The 17,010-nt window shown below is 67.7% G+C and carries 15 protein-coding genes; 1 reads left to right on the top strand and 14 read right to left on the bottom strand.

The features are described from left to right. Positions 1-27 precede the first annotated feature (27 nt). Both AAHB17_RS17470 and AAHB17_RS17465 read right to left on the bottom strand, forming a co-directional pair. Positions 28-420 carry a hypothetical protein gene (locus AAHB17_RS17470; protein WP_342131949.1) on the bottom strand — a complete coding sequence of 131 codons (393 nt, stop codon included), beginning with the start codon at positions 418-420 and terminating at the stop codon, positions 28-30. Further along, positions 410-2,035, bottom strand: a complete 1,626-nt coding sequence (locus AAHB17_RS17465) for a S8 family serine peptidase (protein ID WP_342131948.1) — start codon at positions 2,033-2,035, stop codon at positions 410-412. The genes AAHB17_RS17470 and AAHB17_RS17465 overlap by 11 nt, the downstream gene beginning before the upstream one ends. Before the next feature lie 152 nt (positions 2,036-2,187). Here AAHB17_RS17465 and AAHB17_RS17460 point away from each other — a divergent pair, with 152 nt between their 5' ends. Beyond that, positions 2,188-4,347 (top strand): PhoX family protein, encoded by a 2,160-nt coding sequence (locus AAHB17_RS17460; protein ID WP_342131946.1) that lies wholly within the window; start codon positions 2,188-2,190, stop codon positions 4,345-4,347. A gap of 110 nt (positions 4,348-4,457) precedes the next feature. On the opposite strand, the gene queC is transcribed toward AAHB17_RS17460, so the two are convergent. The 12 genes from queC to flgC all read right to left on the bottom strand — a co-directional run bounded on the left by queC (position 4,458) and on the right by flgC (position 17,004). Then, positions 4,458-5,186, bottom strand: coding sequence for a 7-cyano-7-deazaguanine synthase QueC (gene queC / locus AAHB17_RS17455; RefSeq protein ID WP_342131971.1), 729 nt, complete (start codon positions 5,184-5,186; stop codon positions 4,458-4,460). Positions 5,187-5,231: 45 nt separating this feature from the next. Beyond that, positions 5,232-6,482, bottom strand: coding sequence for an HDOD domain-containing protein (locus AAHB17_RS17450; protein ID WP_342131945.1), 1,251 nt, complete (start codon positions 6,480-6,482; stop codon positions 5,232-5,234). Between the two features lie 45 nt (positions 6,483-6,527). Then, entirely contained in the window at positions 6,528-8,114 is a 1,587-nt protein-coding gene (flgL, locus tag AAHB17_RS17445) for a flagellar hook-associated protein FlgL (protein WP_342131944.1), read from the bottom strand. Between the two features lie 24 nt (positions 8,115-8,138). Then, the gene (gene flgK, locus AAHB17_RS17440; protein WP_342131942.1) at positions 8,139-10,106 is read right to left on the bottom strand and encodes a flagellar hook-associated protein FlgK; all 1,968 of its coding nucleotides are present in this window, start codon (positions 10,104-10,106) and stop codon (positions 8,139-8,141) included. A 26-nt stretch (positions 10,107-10,132) separates the two neighbouring features. Then, positions 10,133-11,017 carry a flagellar assembly peptidoglycan hydrolase FlgJ gene (gene flgJ, locus AAHB17_RS17435; protein ID WP_342131941.1) on the bottom strand — a complete coding sequence of 295 codons (885 nt, stop codon included), beginning with the start codon at positions 11,015-11,017 and terminating at the stop codon, positions 10,133-10,135. Continuing rightward, entirely contained in the window at positions 11,017-12,147 is a 1,131-nt protein-coding gene (locus AAHB17_RS17430; RefSeq protein ID WP_342131940.1) for a flagellar basal body P-ring protein FlgI, read from the bottom strand. The genes flgJ and AAHB17_RS17430 overlap by 1 nt, the downstream gene beginning before the upstream one ends. A gap of 70 nt (positions 12,148-12,217) precedes the next feature. Beyond that, positions 12,218-12,928, bottom strand: coding sequence for a flagellar basal body L-ring protein FlgH (locus AAHB17_RS17425; protein ID WP_342131939.1), 711 nt, complete (start codon positions 12,926-12,928; stop codon positions 12,218-12,220). Between the two features lie 54 nt (positions 12,929-12,982). Next, positions 12,983-13,768: a flagellar basal-body rod protein FlgG gene (gene flgG, locus AAHB17_RS17420; protein ID WP_342131938.1), complete on the bottom strand. Its 786-nt coding sequence runs from the start codon at positions 13,766-13,768 to the stop codon at positions 12,983-12,985. Positions 13,769-13,787: 19 nt separating this feature from the next. Continuing rightward, a complete protein-coding gene (flgF, locus tag AAHB17_RS17415; protein WP_342131937.1) occupies positions 13,788-14,528 on the bottom strand; it encodes a flagellar basal-body rod protein FlgF in 741 nt (246 codons plus the stop codon). A gap of 40 nt (positions 14,529-14,568) precedes the next feature. Continuing rightward, positions 14,569-15,858: a flagellar hook protein FlgE gene (gene flgE / locus AAHB17_RS17410; protein WP_342131935.1), complete on the bottom strand. Its 1,290-nt coding sequence runs from the start codon at positions 15,856-15,858 to the stop codon at positions 14,569-14,571. A 50-nt stretch (positions 15,859-15,908) separates the two neighbouring features. Beyond that, a complete protein-coding gene (locus AAHB17_RS17405) occupies positions 15,909-16,571 on the bottom strand; it encodes a flagellar hook assembly protein FlgD (protein WP_342131934.1) in 663 nt (220 codons plus the stop codon). A 28-nt stretch (positions 16,572-16,599) separates the two neighbouring features. Continuing rightward, the gene (gene flgC / locus AAHB17_RS17400; RefSeq protein ID WP_342131933.1) at positions 16,600-17,004 is read right to left on the bottom strand and encodes a flagellar basal body rod protein FlgC; all 405 of its coding nucleotides are present in this window, start codon (positions 17,002-17,004) and stop codon (positions 16,600-16,602) included. Positions 17,005-17,010: the final 6 nt, after the last annotated feature.

Below are 17,010 nucleotides of genomic sequence, written 5' to 3'. Positions count from 1 at the left end.
GCCTCATTGACGGACACGTTCCAAACCTCAGCGCCGCTTGAGGACGGCCTGCCAGTTGGGCGCCACCTGCACGGGCGCCTGCAGCAGCTGGGGCAGATCGGCCAGACGGTGGGTCAGCAGCAAGGCATCGGCACCGGGCGGCGTGGCCAGCTCATAGGCGCCGGCCACGGCCAGCGGACGCGGACTGAGGCCCTTGGCAGCCAGCGCGGCCTGCAGCGCCGCGGCCTTGCCGGCCTCCACCATCACCACCACGCCGCCGGCAGCCTGACCCGAGCCCTGCTGTTCGGTGGCGGCCACCCACGCCTGCCCGTCGAACCACTGGATGGCGGCGGCGGGCGACTTCTGCGCCTGCGCGCAACCGCTGCCCAGCGCCAGCACCAGCGCCAAGCCGGCGGCGCCCAGAAACGATTCAATGTCCATACAACACCACCTCCCATGAAATCACACGGCCGGTGTCCTCGGCCTGTTCGTCGCTGACCAGCAGCGACCACTCGCCACCCGCGCCTTCGCCCAGGTGGCGCACGCTGCCAAAGGTGTAGCCGCTGAGCAGCGAGGTGCACACGCCATCCACGCAGCTGTGCGGCAGGGCCAGGCGGCTGACACGCCCCAGCGGACTGCGCAAGACAACGCGCAGGTCGCCCGAGTAGCTGTGGTTGCTCACCACGCGCACGGTGACGAACTCGACCTGGCTCAACCCGCAGCCGGCGGTGCTCCAGCGCAGTGTCTGCGGGGTGCCGCTGTTGTCGGCCAGATCCACGCCGCCGCCGGCCAGCACGCCCGATGGGCAGCTCTTCTCGGCCCCCACGCCGGCAAAGCCGCGCGCCATGTTGACCGCCGCCGTGGCGTTGACCCGGCCAAAGCCGACCTGCTCCTGGAAGCCGTGGCTGTTGATGGCCGAGGGCTCGGGCGCGGCCTGGCCCACTGCCAGCGTGGCGGGCACCGCGGTGGCCGCCAGTATCCAGCGCACGTCGCGCCAGCTCAGGCGCGGGTTGGCCTGCAGCATCAACGCCACCACGCCGCTGACCATGGGCGTCGAAGCCGAGGTGCCGTCGAAAAAGGCGGTGTGGTCCGCCCCCTGCGAGGACGACACATTGGCATAACCCCGCGCGCCCGCGATGTCGGTGGTGAGCACGCCGGCGGTGCTCTGCACCCCGCCCAGCACGTTGCCCGAGGGCGCCGCGACCAGCACGTTGCTGCCCGGTTCGGTGTAGCTGGTGGGCCGGTTGTGGTCGTCCACCGCGCCCACGGTGAGGACCGCGCGGAAGTTGGCGTAGCCATCGCGGTTGGAATTGTCGCCAGCGCCGCCGCCGTTGCCGGCCGCGATCACGTAGACGGAGCCCAGGCCGCCACGTCCCTGGGCCACGCCCTGCAGCACCGCCTGCTGCCACAGCACCGAGGACCGGTAGTAGGAACCCGTGCCGCCGCTGCCCGGGTCGGGCGGGCCCCAGCTGTTGTTGACCACCGCCGCACCGCCCTGCCAGGCCCGCGCCATGGCATCGGCCATGTTGATGTCGGTCGATTGGGCGATCGGGTTGAAGGCCATGAACTGCACCGCCGGTGCCACGCCACGGCCGCCGTAGCCGTTGTCGGCGCGCGCGGCCAGGATGCCGGCCACCGCAGTGCCATGGGCATCGTCCGGCCCTCCGGCACTGTCATCGAAGGCCTGGCCGGCGCCCGGCTCAGAAGGACTGGGATCGCTGCCACCCGTGAGGTAGTTGTGGCTGCCCGCCGCCAGGTTGGGCGCCAGGTCCGGGTGGGCGATCTGCACGGCGCCGTCCACCACCGCCACCTTCACGCCCTCGCCGCGCTCGACCACCGCGCTCAGGCCGACATCCACGCCGGGTGTGCCGCCGCTCTGGCCGGTGTTGAACAGGTGCCACTGGCTGGCCAGCAACGGATCGGCCACCGCGGGTGTGGGCGCCGGGTCGGTGGTGGCACCGGATGACGGCGTATCGCTGCCGCCGCCGCAGGCCACCAGCGAGAGCACCAGCGCCTGCGCCACCAGCCCACGGGGGTATGGGAGGGTCCATTTCATCCGGGGATTATCGCCCCGCCGAGCAGGCGCTCACGGCCCCACCCCACCCGCCACAAGCGTCATCGAGCCTTCACGAAAACGTCATCTGCGCCACCTAGCATCCGCCGCAGCCTCCCTCTTTTCACCCCCTTGTCCATCTTCACGGGAAACCCATGAGCAACAAAGACCAGTTCAACGACGGCGACGACGTCAACCCCTCCAGCAACCCGCACATGGCCGACCTGATGGCCGCCCGCCTGAGCCGCCGCCAGGCCCTCAAGGGCGGCGTTGGCCTGACGACCAGCGTGTTGCTCGGCGGCCTGAGCCTGAGCGCCTGCGGCGGAGGCACCGACGCCGCCGACCCGCTCAAGCTGGGTTTTGCCGCCGTGCCCAAGAACAAGAACGACATCGTCACCGTGCCGGCCGGCTACCAGGTCAGCATCCTGCACGCGCTGGGCGACCCGCTGGCCTTTGGCGAGGAAAGCTGGAAGGACGACGGCAGCGAAAGCGCCGACTCCTACAACCGGCGCATCGGTGACGGCCACGACGGCATGTACTACTTCGGCCTGAGCGACGCCGGCCAATACGCCCCCGGCCGCTCAGACCGTGGCCTGCTGTGTGTGAACCACGAATACGTGGTCGGCCCCAACGTGTTGCACCCCAACGGCCGCACCGCCGGCGCGGTCCGCGTGGCCAGCGAAGTGGAGAAGGAAATCTACGCCCACGGCGTGAGCGTGGTCGAGGTCAAGCGCGGCGCCACCGGCGCCGGCATGGCCATGGTGCGCGGCTCCAGCTTCAACCGCCGCATCACCTCGGCCACCGAAATGGCCTTCGCCGGCCCGGTCAAGGGCAGCGCGCTGGTCAAGACCAAATTCTCGGCCGACGGCAGCAAGACGCGCGGCACCAACAACAACTGCGCCAACGGCTACACGCCCTGGGGCACCTACCTCACCTGCGAGGAAAACTACACCAACGTCATCAGCCGCGTGAGCCCCGACGCCACCAGCGACGACGACGGCAGCCGGCGCAGCGCGCACGACGTGGCCGCCCTCAAGCGCTACGGCATGGCCAACGGCCGCAAGAGCCCCTACCTGTGGGACACCGCCGGCAGCGACGACCTGTTCGTGCGCTGGAACACCGCCGTGACCGCCCCCGCCGGCACGGCGGCCGACGACTACCGCAACGTCTTCAACACCTTCGGCTGGGTGGTCGAGATCGACCCCTTCAACCCGACCAGCACCCCGGTCAAGCGCAGCACCCTGGGCCGCTTCAACCACGAAGGCGCCTGGCCCGTGCCGGCCGAGGCAGGCAAGCCCATCGTCATCTACAGCGGCGACGACTCGCGCAACGAGTACATCTACAAGTTCGTTTCCAAGGCGCTGTGGGACGCCCGGGACGTCAATGGCGGCCTGGCCGCTGGCGCCAAGTACCTGGACGAAGGCACGCTCTACGTGGCCAAGTTCAACGCCGACGGATCGGGCCAGTGGATGGAACTCACCCACGGCAAGAACGGCCTGGACAGCGCCAACACCACCTACCCCTTTGCCGATCAGGCCGACGTGCTGGTGCACGCGCGCCTGGCAGCCGACACCCTGGGCGCGACCAAGATGGACCGTCCCGAGTGGGGCGCGGTGAACCCGCAGAACCACGAGGTCTACATGACGCTGACCAACAACAGCAACCGCGTCGACCCCAGCAGCACACCCACCGGCAGCCAGCTCAAGCCCGATGCCGCCAACCCGCGCTACTACGTTGAAGACGGCAGCAAGGGCAACGCCAACGGTCACATCATCCGCTGGCGCGAGACCGGCAGCCAGGCCGCCACCGCCTTCAAGTGGGACATCTACCTGTTCGGCGCCGAGGACGATGCCGCCACCAACGTCAACCTCTCGGGCCTGACCGCCGAGAACCACTTCTCCAGCCCCGACGGCCTCTACTTCGACCCGCGCGGCCTGCTGTGGATCCAGACCGACGACGGCGCCTACACCGACGTGACCAACTGCATGATGCTGGCCGCCGTGCCGGGCCAGGTGGGTGACGGCGGCAAGGTGACGGCCGTCAGCGGCACCGAGACCTACCGCGGCGCCGTCGCCACGCCCGACACCCTGCGCCGCTTCCTGGTGGGGCCGGTGCAATGCGAGGTCACCGGCATCGCCATCACGCCCGATGGCAAGACCATGTTCTGCAACATCCAGCACCCGGGCGAAGATGGCAGCATCGCCGCGCCCACCAGCCACTGGCCCGACAGCCAGACCAACCCGACGTCGACCAAGCGGCCGCGTTCGGCGACCATGGTGATCACACGCACGGATGGTGGGGCGGTGGGGTTGTGATCGGGCATTCTTGAGGCTTGCCTTGTGGTGAGGGGTTTGTCGTCGTTGCTGGCCGGGTCTCGGCCCGGCTCGCCACGATGGCAACAACACCCAGGCAACGCCAACAAAAATCAGGCCGCAGGCTTCCCCACAAACCCCTCCCACCCCCTCGCCCGCAACACACAAGCCGGACAAGCCCCGCACCCATAACCCCACGCATGCCGGTGCACCCGGTCGCCCAGGTAGCAGGTGTGGGTGTGTTCCACGATCAGGTCGACCAGGGCCTGTCCGCCCCGCGGCACGCCGCTGCGTTCACCCAGTGCGTGTGACCAGGCCCAGGTCTCGGCCTTGTCGATCCACATCAGCGGCGTCTCGATCAGCAGGCGCCGGTCCATGCCCAGCGACAAGGCGATCTGCATGGCCTTCATGGTGTCGTCGCGGCAGTCGGGGTAGCCGGAAAAATCGGTTTCGCACACCCCCGTCACCAGCACCTGCAGGCCACGCCGGTAGGCCAGCGCCGCGGCCAGGGTCAGGAACAACAGGTTGCGCCCGGGCACGAAGGTGTTGGGCAGGCCGCTGGCCTCCATCTCGAAGGCCATGTCACGCGTGAGCGAGGTCTCGCTGACCTGGCCCAGCACCGCCACGTCCAGCACATGGTCCTCGCCCAGGCGTTCGCGCCAGGGGGCGAACCGCTGGCGCAGTTCGTTCAGAACCACCAGGCGGGCGTCGAGTTCCACGCGGTGCCGCTGGCCGTAGTCGAAGCCCAGGGTTTCGACGTGGTCATAGCGCTGCAGCGCGTGGGCCAGGCAGGTGGTGGAGTCTTGTCCGCCCGAGAACAGGACCAGGGCGCGGGTGTGGATGGCGGTCATGGCCGGATTGTCACACCAGCGCCAGCGTGCGGGCGCTCAGACCGGGTTGTGCCGCACATGGCACAACATGCGGATCAGGGCCCGGTTGACGTCGTCGAGCCGGAAATCGTGGGTGTGGCAGATCAGCGGCAGGTCGGCCATGGCGGCGGGGTCTTCCATGTGGCAGGCCACGTCGAGGTAGCTCACGTAGGGGCCATGGTGGTTCAGCAGGGCGTCGTTGATGCGCCCGGACAGCGGAATGCGCTCCAGCACCTCGGGCAGCGGCTCCTGCAGCAGGCCGTCGATGCGGGAGAACAGCCCGGTGGTGTAGATCTCGGCGCGCAGCTCGTGTTCGAGGCCAGCGTCCATGAGGTACTCCATCAGCTGCGCGCGCAACACCATGGCCTGGCGCACCGGCTTGAGCGCCGCCTCGGTGCTGGCCACCGCGAGCTGTTCGTTGAGCCACTGGCGCACGTTGGTCATGCCCAGCAGCATCAGCGCATGGCGGATCGACGACACCTCGCGGCTCACGCCCACCCCGACCGAATTGACCATGCGCAGCATGCGGTAGGTCAGCACCGGATCAAGGTGCAGCCGGTCCTCGACCTCTTCCATCGACAGGTCCTGCTCCAGCGCGCGCAGGGTGCGAAGCACGGCGCTGCGGTCGCAGGCAATCGACTGGTGGCGGTGCTGGTGCAGGACGTCGTCCGCCGGCCAGTCGCAGATGCCCCAGGCGCGGCGGTCGTCCAGGCAATGGGCGGCCAGCACGCCGCTGCCGATGTTCTGGTAGATCTGCCCGGACAGGATCGGGCTCTCGGTGCGGCGCAGCAGCCCCTGGCCACCCTGCCCGCGGTCGGTCGCGGCGCGCAGCGCCAGCGCCACTTCCTCCGGCCACAGGTGCAGCAAATGCATGCCGGGTGCGACCTGCCCCTGCGCCGCAAGCGCCCGCTCGCGCACACGGGCCAGCGGCGCGCATTGCACCAGCTGGTGCCCCATGTGCCGCGCCAGGGCGGTGCGCTGGCGCAGGTCCTCGGTGACGAACTCGCCCTCGTCGGGCAGCTCGATCCACACCCCTTCCTGCGGCGACATCTCCAGTGCCTGCAGCAGCAGCGCGCGGTCGACGAAGGACACCAGCAGGACCGGGGTGTGAGGCTGGCGCTCTTCGGCCAGCAGGTGCAGCAGGTGCGAGGCGTCCACCGATTCGGGATGCAGGGCGCACACGCGCAGTCGCACGGCGGCCAGCTGGCGCTGCGGGCCCCACACAGGCTGGTAAGCCAGGGCCAGATGATCGAGTATGTTCAGTGACATGGCGAGCGGTCAAGGCCGCCCCTTGGCGGACAAGGTGTTGCCGATCTATGCAATGTACTGGAACAACGAGAGTTTTTGCACCTGCGCGTAGGACTGCAGCGCGGCCTGCAACGCGGTCTGGCGGCTCTGGAATTCGGAGATGCCCTTGACCATGTCGAGGTCTTCCTGGGTCGACTGTTCCTTCTGATAAAAAACGGACTTGTCGTTGAACAGGGTCTCCATCGAATCGGCGCGGTTGAGCCATTCACCCACACGGCCGCGCGCATCCAAGATGCGGTCCAACCCAGTGTCGAGCTCTTTCAGGCCACGGCTGATCTGGTGCGGCAGTTCGCCCTGCTGATTGCTGCCCTGGTAACGCAGCGCATCGATGATGTTCTGCATGGTATTGAACAGGTCGCTGTTGACGCTGGGCTCCACCAGGATGCTGTCGCCAGCCGCTGGCTGGCCATGCATCTGCAGGCTGATGGCGCCGTTCTCCAAGTCGACGGTCTTGCCATCGACGTAGTCGGTTGGCGCCACCACCTCGGTCCCGGTCGTCAGGTTGAGCACGCGGAACTGCATGGTGGTGCCGCTTTGCGAAAACTCGACTCGGTAGCGGTCGCCAGAGAGGGGTGCGCCACTGAGTTCGGTCTGGTCGGACCAGACCGAGCTGGTGTTGCCGGTGTCTGCCTCCACCGTATAGGCGTCGGGCAAGGCCGGCGGCACGCCGGGGCGCAGATAGAGCGAGTCGCCGTTGTCGGGCGCGCCCGTAAGAGTGACGTCGATGTCGCCCGCGGTGGGCGCGACCGCCAGCGTCATGCCGGCCACGTAGGGTTGGCTGGTGGCCGGGGTCAGCGGCAGGCCGGTGCTGCTGTCGTACAGGTCCATCAGCGCACCGGTCGAGGCATCGTAGATGCTGACGAGCTTGTCCGCGGGCACGTTGGTGCTGGCGGGATCGTCCGTGAAATCGACCCGATAGGTGGGCGCCGGCACGGGCAGGTCCACCGCCGAATTGACGGCCACGCTGCCACCGGCTGTGCCGGTGTTGGCGCTGCCCAGCGAGGTGACCAGCACCCCGTTGCCTTGTGGCACACGCATCCACACGGCCTTGCCGTTGATGTTGTGCGGCAACGCGTCCTCGGTGGCGGCGTATTGGCCATCCTGCCCGTCGAAGCGAACGCCCGCCTGCGGGCCATAGAGATCGACAAAGGGCTTGGCCGCACCGCCCAGACCACCATAAAGCGTGAAACCGTTGGCGTCCTGGCGGTTGGCCACCGCCAGCATTTGCTCGCGCAGGCCTTCGATCTGCTTGGCCAGGTCTTCCCGGCTGTTGGGCGCCAGCACCGGGTCGCCCGCTTGCACCACCAGCTCACGGATGCGGTGCAGCAACTCGCTGGCCTCGCCCAGGCCACTCTCGGCCTGCACCAGCGCGCTGCGCGACGAATCCAGCGCGGCGAGGTCGGCCTCGGTGCGGGCCAGGCGGTTCTGGGCCCGCTCGGCCAGTGTGGCGGCCACGGCGTCGTCGCTGGCACGCAGCACACGCTTGCCGGAGGACAACTGCTCTTGCGACTGCGCGATCTCCGACTGGCGCCGGTTGATGTTGTGCACCGTGCGGTCGTAGGCGTTGGCGGTCGCGATCCGATACAGGCTCATGAGGCTCTCCGATTCAGTCTAGGCTCAGCTGAAGCTGTTGATCAGCACGTCGAAGGTGCTCTGCGCCGTCTGCAGGAACTTGGCCACGGCCTGGTAAGCCTGCTGGTATTGCAGCAGGCGCGCGGCCTCCTCGTCAAGGTTGACCGCCGAGTAGTTGGCGCGCACGGTCTCTGCATTGGTGGCGGCGGTGGTCGAGAATTCGGCGGCGAACTTGCCCGCCTGCACCGTGCCGGCGAGGCCGGAGAAGACACTGACGTAACCATCTGCGAGCGTGACACCACCAAAACTGGGCACATCGCGCAAATCCAGCATGCCCTGGGCGTTGCCGAAGTTCTGGTTCATCTCGGTGCCGGTGCCACGCGAAAGGCTGAAGCTGTCGCCGGCCTGCGGCGCGCCACGCAGGGTCAGCGAATAGGAGGCCAGCACACCGTTGTTGTTGACCGTGAAGGTCATGGGCTCCCCGGGCGAATAGGGGCCGGGCGGCGTCACCACGGAGATGTTGTAGGGCGCGGCCGGCAGCGGTGGGTCGGGCGGCACCTGCACGTCGAAGGCACCGGTGCCCGCGTTCCAGACCAGGCCGAAGCCCGCCACGGGTACACCGGCGGCGGAACCACCGGTCAGCCGCAGCGATTCGACGGTCAGGCTGCTGGTCAGCCCCAGGTTGGTCTGCAGCTTGACCGGGCTGGCGGCCGCCAGGCTCTGCGGTTGGGCGATGGCAACGTCGATGCTCGCGGCGGCGCGTGCGTAGGGTCGCAAGGTGTAGACGTCGCCGGGCTGGGTGCTGGCCGGTGCCGCGATGTCGAAGCGAAGCCCATCGACCGAGACAGAGTACGGCGTCGTGCCGGTGTCCACCACGAAGGGCTGGGTGCTGCCGTCGGCACGGCGGGTGAGCACGCCGTCGGTGGCGGTGGTGAAGCGCAGTTCGTAGTCGGTAGCCACCAGAGCGGTCGGGTCGACCACGGTGGGTGTGATCTGCGCGCTGCCCGGCGTGCCCACGCCGGTGGGCATGGCCGCGACGGTGAAGATGTCCCCCCCTGGCTGGCCATTGAGGTCCAGGCCAAGATGGTGCTGGGCGTTGACCTGCTCGACCAGCGACACGGTGAGTCGCCCCAACGCGTTGACGGCGTTGGGCAGGTCTGTGTTGACAAACTGCAGGATGCCCTTGAGCGAACCACCACCCAGAAAGCTCTCGTTGAGCGGCACGTCCTGCCCGGCCTGGCGGATGAAAACATCGGTGCGCAGCGGATCGGCGTCGCTGCGTTGCACCACAATCTCACCGGCTCGTCCGCCCAGCACCAGGGGCTGGCTGCCGGCGACAAACACCGTGAGCGAACCATCGTCCGACTGGACGGAGGTGGTCTGGATGTGCTTGTTCAGATCGGCCATCAACTGATCGCGCTGATCGAGGAGGTCGTTGGGCGAACGGCCGGCACCGGAGGCTTCGACGATACGCAGGTTGACCTCGGCGATCTTGGTCGCGAGGGTGTTGATGGTGCCGCGCGTGGCCTCCAGCTGGGTGCTGGAGGTCAGCCGCAGGTCTTCCAGCTTGGCTCCGGTATCGCGCAGGCGCGCGGCCAGTTCCTCCGCGCGAGAGATCACCACGGTGCGTGCGGTCGAATCGGTGGGGGACGATGCGACGGCGTTCCAGGCGTTGAGGGCGTTGTTGAGCGTCACGCCCAGGCTGCTCTCGCCCAGAGGAAACAGGGCCTCGAGCTGCTGCAGGCGCTGGTAGCGGGCCTCGTCGCCCGCCGCCACCGACGAGGTGGACAAGGCATCGACAGTCAGAAAGCTGCTGTAGGCGCGGTCGACGCCGACCATCTCCACGCCCTTGCCGAAGTAGCCGCTGCCGGTGTTCTGCCCGCCGGCCGTGGTGAGCTGCACGGACTGGCGCGAGAACCCCGGCGTGTTGACGTTGGCGATGTTGTGCCCAACGACCTGCAGGGCCGCCAGGTTGGTGGTCAGGGCGCGGCTGGCGATGTTGAGGCTGCTCATGGCGTGCTTTCAGTGCGTGCCAGTGCTCAGGCCTGTGCGCGCTGAAGATTCAGCGCGGTGTTGATCGCGCGGCTGAGCTTGGTGGCGTACTGCGGATCTGTGGCGTAGCCGGCGCGCTGCAGGCCGGAGGCAAAGGACTGGGCCGAATGCAGGTTGTCCATGACCTTGGCGTAGCGCGGGCTCTGGCTGATCATGCGGGCGTAGTCGCGGAAGGCGTCGGCGTAGCTGTCGTAGGCGCGGAACTTGGCCTTGACCTTCTGCGGCTGGCCGTCCACGTATTCGGTGGTGGTGACCTCGGCCACCTTGCCGGTCCAGCCCTTGCCGGCCTTGATGCCGAACACGTTGAAGGAGTTGCTGCCGTCGGCCTGCTTGATCTCGCTGCGGCCCCAGCCGGTCTCGTGGCCGGCCTGGCCCAGCATATAGCTGGCCGGTATGCCCACCTCGGCGGCCACCTGCTGCGCGGCGTCGCCCAGCCTGGACACGAACTGCTGCTGGCGCGAGCCGCTGGCCGCGGCGCGATCGATGGTGCTGTGCGGCACGGCCTTGGTGGCACCCGGTTCGCCCACCTTGGCGGCATCGGTCGGGATGGCGCTGGGCGTGATCTGCTGCGACAGCTGGCGCTCGATCATGGCGCTCAGGCCGCCGGGCAGGCCGGTCATCTGGTTGGCGTACTGCTGGTCCAGCAGATCGGCACCCAGGTCGCCGGTCTCACTGTCCACCAGGCCAGACTTCATGGTCGCCTCGCGCATGCTCTTGAGCAGCTCGCGCATGAACAGCGCCTCGAACTGCTTGGCCGCTTCCTTGACCGCGCCCTTCTGGTCCTTGCCCGCCTGCGCCTTGAGGTTGTTGAGCGAATTGACATCGGCGGCCAGACCGCGCGATTGACCCAGGGATACCGTTGAGGGGCTCATCAGATCACCTCCAGCTCCGCGTTCAAGGCCCCAGCGGCCTTGATGGCCTGCAGGATGGCCACCAGGTCCTGTGGCGTGGCGCCCAGCGCGTTGAGCGCCTTGACCACGTCGGTCAGCTGGGGCGAGGCGTCGATCTTGATGAGCGCGCCCTTGTCCTGGCTGATCTGGATGCTGGCCTGCTCGGTCACCACCGTCTGTCCGCCGGTGGACAACGGGTTGGGCTGGCTCACCTGCGGCGTGGAACTGATGCTGACCGACAGGTTGCCGTGCGCCACCGCGCAGGCGCCCAGCGACACGGCCTGGTTGATCACGACGGAACCGGTGCGGGCGTTCACCACCACCTTGGCCGCGGGGGCGCTGCCCTGCAGGGACAGCTCCTCGATGTCGGCCAGGAAGGCGATGCGTTCGTCGGCATCGACAGGTGCCTTCACGCGCACGCGGCGGCCGTCGAGCGCGCGTGCCGTGCCGGCACCCTTGGCCTGGTTGATGGCCTGGGCCACCTGACGCGCGGTCTGGAAATCGGCGGCGGTGAGGCCCAGGTCCAGCGTCTCGCCGATGTTCAGCGGCGTGGCGATGCTGCGCTCCACCTGACCACCGCCGGGGATGCGTCCGGCGCTCAGGTGGTTGATGGTGACGCTGCTGCCGCCGGCCGAGGCGCCCGCGCCGCCCACCAGCAGGTTGCCTTGCGCGAGCGCGTAGATCTGGCCGTCGACGCCCTTGAGCGGGGCCGAGATCAGCGTGCCGCCGCGCAGCGACTTGGCGTTGCCGATGGAAGACACGGTGACGTCGATGGCCTGCCCGGGCTGCGCAAAGGCCGGCAATTGTGCGGTGACCAACACGGCGGCGATGTTCTTGGGCTGCAGGCGCTGCCCCGGCGGCAGGCTGATCCCGAGCTGCTGCAGGTAGTTGTTCAGACTCTGGTTGGTGTAGGGCATCTGGGTGCTCTGGTCACCCGTGCCGTCCAGGCCGATCACCAAGCCGTAGCCGGTGAGCTGGTTGGTGCGCACGCCCTGCACGGCCGCCACTTCCTTGATGCGGATCGCCTGGGCGGGCATGGCCCACAGGCTGGCCAGCAGCGCCAGCGCGGTGGCCAACGGGGGCAGGAAGCGGAGTTTCGACACGTGTTTCATGGGGACCTTTCCCTGAGGTCCGGCACGCCTGACGGCTGTGCCGACCCCATGAAACCGATTGTCGGAAAACTTAAAAGGGCAGAAGCGTCAAAAAGAAGCGGGAAAGCCAGCCAAATGTCTGCGCATCGAACTGCGCGCCACGACCGCGCGACTCCACGCGGGTGTTGGCGATCTGGGTGGACTGCACGGTGTTGCCCGGCGCGATGGTGCGCGGGTCCACCGTGCCCGAGAAACGCAGCACGTCCACGTTCTGGTTGACGCCGATCTGCTTCTCGCCCACCACCACGAGGTGGCCGTTGGGCAGGACCTCGACCACCGTGGCCGTGATGGCGCCGGTGAAGGTGTTGGCGGTGTCGGTGGCGCCGTCACCCTTGAAGGTGTTGCTGCTTTCGGCGCCGGCGCTCAGCTTGTCAAGCAGGGTGGACTTGAGGAAGGGAAAGGCTGTGACGCTGCCCTCCAGGCCCGACGCCCGGTTGGCGGTGGACGAGGACTTCTGGCTGGCGGTCACACGTTCGGTGATCTGGATCGTGAGGCTGTCGCCCACCACGCGCGCGCGCGGGTCCTCGAAGCCAGGGCGGTAGTTCGCCGAGGCGAACAGGCTGCCAGTGGGAATGGCCTCGGCCGTGCCGGCGCGCGGTGCCTGCGGCCAGCGGATGGGCTCGGCCTTGACGACCTCGACGTCGGGAACCTGCGACAGGTTGGCGCAGCCACCGCTGGCCAGCAGCACACCTGCCAGGCCCAAGGCCAGCAGGCTGCGTGGGAAATGCAGGACCTGGTTCATACGGGTCACCTCCGGGTTCTCTGGTGTTTCATGGCGACTCAATCAGGCGGCCCCTCAGAGCTGGCCCAGGCGCTGGAGCATCTGGTCCGAGGTCTGAATGGCCTTGGAATTCATTTCGTAGGCGCGCTGGGTCTGGATCATGTTGACCAGTTCCTGCACCACGTTGACGTTGGACTGTTCCAGGTAACCTTGCATCACCGTGCCCAGGCCCTCGCTGCCGGGCGCGCCGGTGATGGGGTTGCCCGAGGCCGGCGTTTCGCTGAACATGTTCTGTCCGCGCGGCTCCAGGCCGGCCGGGTTGACGAAGGTGGCCAGCTCCAGCGTGCCCAAGGCCTGTGGCGTGGGGTTGTTGCCCACCACCGCGCTGACCGTGCCATCGGCCGAAATCGTCACCGAACGGGTGGCCGGGTCCTGGATGGCGATGCCGGGCAGAACGCGGTAGCCGCTGGCGGTGACCAGTTCACCCTGGGCGCTGAGCTTGAAGCTGCCGTCACGGGTGTAGGCGGTGCTGCCGTCGGGCAGTTCCACCTGGAAGAAGCCGTTGCCGTTGATGGCGACGTCGAGTTCGTTGCCGCTTTGCTGCAACGCGCCCTGTGCGTAGGAGCGTGCGGTGGCCACGGTGCGCACGCCCAGACCCAGCTGCAGGCCGGTGGGCAGCGTGGTTTGGTCCGACGAGTTCGCCCCCACCTGGCGCAGGTTCTGGTAGATCAGGTCCTCGAACACGGCGTTGCCGCGCTTGAAACCGGAGGTCGAGACGTTGGCCAGGTTGTGCGAAATCACGTCCAGCTGGGTTTGCTGGGCCTGCATGCCGGTCTTGGCGATTTGCAGCGAATTGATCATGGGTTTCCTCCGTTATCCATCAGCCGTTGAGGCCGAGAAGCTGGGCGGCGGTCTGGTCGTTCTTTTCGGCCGTCTGCAACAGGCGCATCTGCTGCTCGAACTGGCGTGCCACGGCGATCATTCCGACCATGGCCTCGATCGCATTGACGTTGGACCCTTCGAGCATGCCGTCCTTGAGCCGGGCTTCGGCGTCCTGGGGCAGCGGCGCGCGGTCCGGCGCACGGTAGAGGCCATCGTCGCCGCGCTTGAGGCGCACCTCGTTGTTGGGCGTGACCAGCTTGAGGCGGCCCAGCAGCTGCGGAACCTCGGTGCCACGGCGTGCCGACACGGTGCCATCGGAGGCGATCGCCACCTCCGAGTTCTCAGGTACGGCGATCGGCGCGCCGCCGTCGTCCAGCATGGGGCGGCCGGTGGCACCGGTCAGGGTGCCGTCCACCGCCACCTGCAGGTTGCCGGCCCGGGTGTAGGCCTCGGTGCCGTCCAGGCCTTGGACCGCGAAATAGGCGTTGCCCACCGCCGCGACGTCCAGGTTGCGCCCGGTCGAATTGAGCGTGCCCGGCGTCTCCAGGTGGCCGGCCGTGGCTTCCAGCGCGAACACGCGGGTGCTGGCGCCCGAACCCTGCAGCGGCACCGAGCGGAAGGTGGACAGTTCGGCGCGAAAGCCATTGGTCGAGACGTTGGCCAGGTTGTTCGTGATCGCCTGCTGCCGGTTCATGACGGCGCTGGCGCCACTCATGGCGGTGTAGATCATGCGGTCCATGGCAGGGGCTCCTCAGGTGGGCGTGCGTGCAAGGCCAGGTTCAGCGCAGGTTGACCAGCGTCGAGAAGATCTGGTCCTGTGTCTTGATGGTCTGCGCGTTGGCCTGGTAGCTGCGCTGGGCGGTGATCATGTTGACCAGTTCGGCGGTGATGTCGACGTTGGACTCCTCCAGCGCCCCCTGGCGCAACAGGCCGAAGCCCGCCGTGGTGGGGGTGCCACGCACCGCCGTGCCGGCGTCGGAGTTGCTGCGCCAGTAGCCTCCGCCCTGGGGCTCCAAGGCCTGCAGATTGCGGAAGTTGGTCAATGTCACCTGCCCGGCCACCTTGGTCTGCCCGTTGGAATAGCGCGACTCGATGATGCCGTCCTCGCCGATGCTGATGCCGGTGAACTGGCCCGGGGCATTGCCGTCCTGCTCCAGCAGGTTGACCGCGAAGCGCGAGGCGAACTGCGTCACCTCGGACAGACCGATGTCGGTCACGCCGCCACCCCGAGCCAGCGACACCGGCAGCATCACGGGCGCGTCGGGGTCGGTCGTGGCGGCGAGGTTGGGCACCTCCAGGGTCCAGGTGTCCAGCGCATCCACCGACGCCTGGGTCAGGATGCCTTTTTCGTCAAACGTCAGGTTGCCCAGCAGCGTGGTGGGCATGGGGGCGGTGGCACCAGGCACATCGGCCGGTTTGGCGTAGACGTCCCAGGTGTTGGCCGCGGTCTTGACGAAATACAGGCTGACCGGCACCTCGTTGCCCTGGGTGTCGTAGGTCACCAGCGAGGTGCCATAGGTCTGCAGCGGCGGCGTGAAGCCGGTGGCCAGGTCACCGGTCTGCACGGCCGCGCTGGCGTTGAGGTTGAGCTGGGCGTTGATCTGGGTCGTGGCCTTGGCCTCGATGCCCTCATTGGTCGGGAAGCGAATGGGCGCCACCGCGCCCGAGAGGATCACGCCATCCTGCGCCGGGTAACCCTGCAGCTTGGCCCCCTGGGCGGTGACCATGTAGCCTTCCTTGTTGAGATTGAACTCGCCAGCACGGGTATAGGCGGAGGTGCCATCGGTCAGCTCCACCTCGAAGAAGCCCTGGCCGTTGATGGCCAGGTCGAGGTCGTTGCCGGTGATGGTGACGTTGCCCTGGGTGAACATCTGGCGCACGTTGGCCAGCTCCACCCCGATACCACCGGTGCCGCCGCCGACCGCACCCATGGAGGTGGCGTACAGCTCGGCAAACTGCGCACGGCCGGCCTTCATGCCCACCGTGTTGCCGTTGGCGATGTTGTGCCCGATGACGTCCAGGCTGCCGCTGGCAGCACGCAGGCCGGACAGGCCGATGTTGAAACTCATGGGTGACTCCGGTGAATGTCGCTCAGATCGGGGAAGTGAAAGTCGCGGTCTTACTGGAAGGCCAGCACGTCGCCATAGGCATAAGCCATTTGGCCCTCGGTGCGCAGGCGGATGCTGCCATCGACCATGCCCACCGACTCGACACGCAGCATCGACAGCGGGTTGGCCGTGACCGGCTCGCCGGACTTGGTCGCCGTGACCCGGAAACCGCTGACCAGGCTGCGGTCAATGCCGGCGCTGTCCCAGTCGAAACTGTGCTGGCCAGCGGGCAGGCCACCCATGTCCACCGTGCCCAGCACCTGGCCGGTCAGACCCAGCACATCGACCTTCACGCTGTCGGCAGCAGCCTGCAGCAGCACGCCACCATGGGCCTTGCCACCCTCGGCGTCGTAGCCAAGCATGTTGCCGTTGACGATGGCGGTACGGCCGATGAGCGAGGTACCCTGCATCGCCTGCAGGGTGCCGAACTGCGCCGTCATGGCCTTGAGGGAATCATTGAGCTGCTGGATGCCGGTCACCGTGTTGATCTGCGCCATCTGCGTGGTCAGTTCGGCGTTGTCCATCGGATTGAGCGGATCCTGGTTGCTCAGCTGCGCCACCATCAGCTTGAGAAAACGGTCCTGCATTTCCTGCGGCGTCTGCTTGGACGCGGCGCTGGCGGCGCTCGACGTCGCCAGCACGTTGCTGCTGGTGTTGCTGACGGTATCTACCATGTTGTGCTCCTGGTGGTGGTCGTGGGGCTCACTGGCCCATCTGCAGCGTCTTGAGCAACAGGCTCTTGGCCGTGTTCATCACTTCCACGTTGTTCTGATAGGAGCGCGAAGCCGAGATCATGTTGACCATCTCCTCCACCGGATTGACGTTGGAGTGGGTCACGTAGCCCTGGGCGTCGGCGCTGGGATGCTGGGGCTGGAACACCTTGCGGTTGGGCACGTCGCTCTCGAACACGTTCTGCACCTTGACGCCCTGTGCCGCCTGCGAGCCCATGGGCAAGGTTTCGAAGACAACCTGGCGCGCCTTGTAGGCCTTGCCGTCGGGCCCGGCCACGGCGTCGGCGTTGGCCAGGTTGCTGGCCACCACGTTGAGCCGCTGTGCCTGCGAACTGATGGCGCTTCCCGACACGTTGAAGATGCTGAACATCGACATGGTTTG

The organism is Hydrogenophaga sp. OTU3427 (genome assembly GCF_038440225.1).
Lineage (GTDB): Bacteria > Pseudomonadota > Gammaproteobacteria > Burkholderiales > Burkholderiaceae_C > Hydrogenophaga.
Note: the sequence above shows the minus strand (reverse complement) of the source record. Positions and strands in the feature narration are given on the sequence as shown.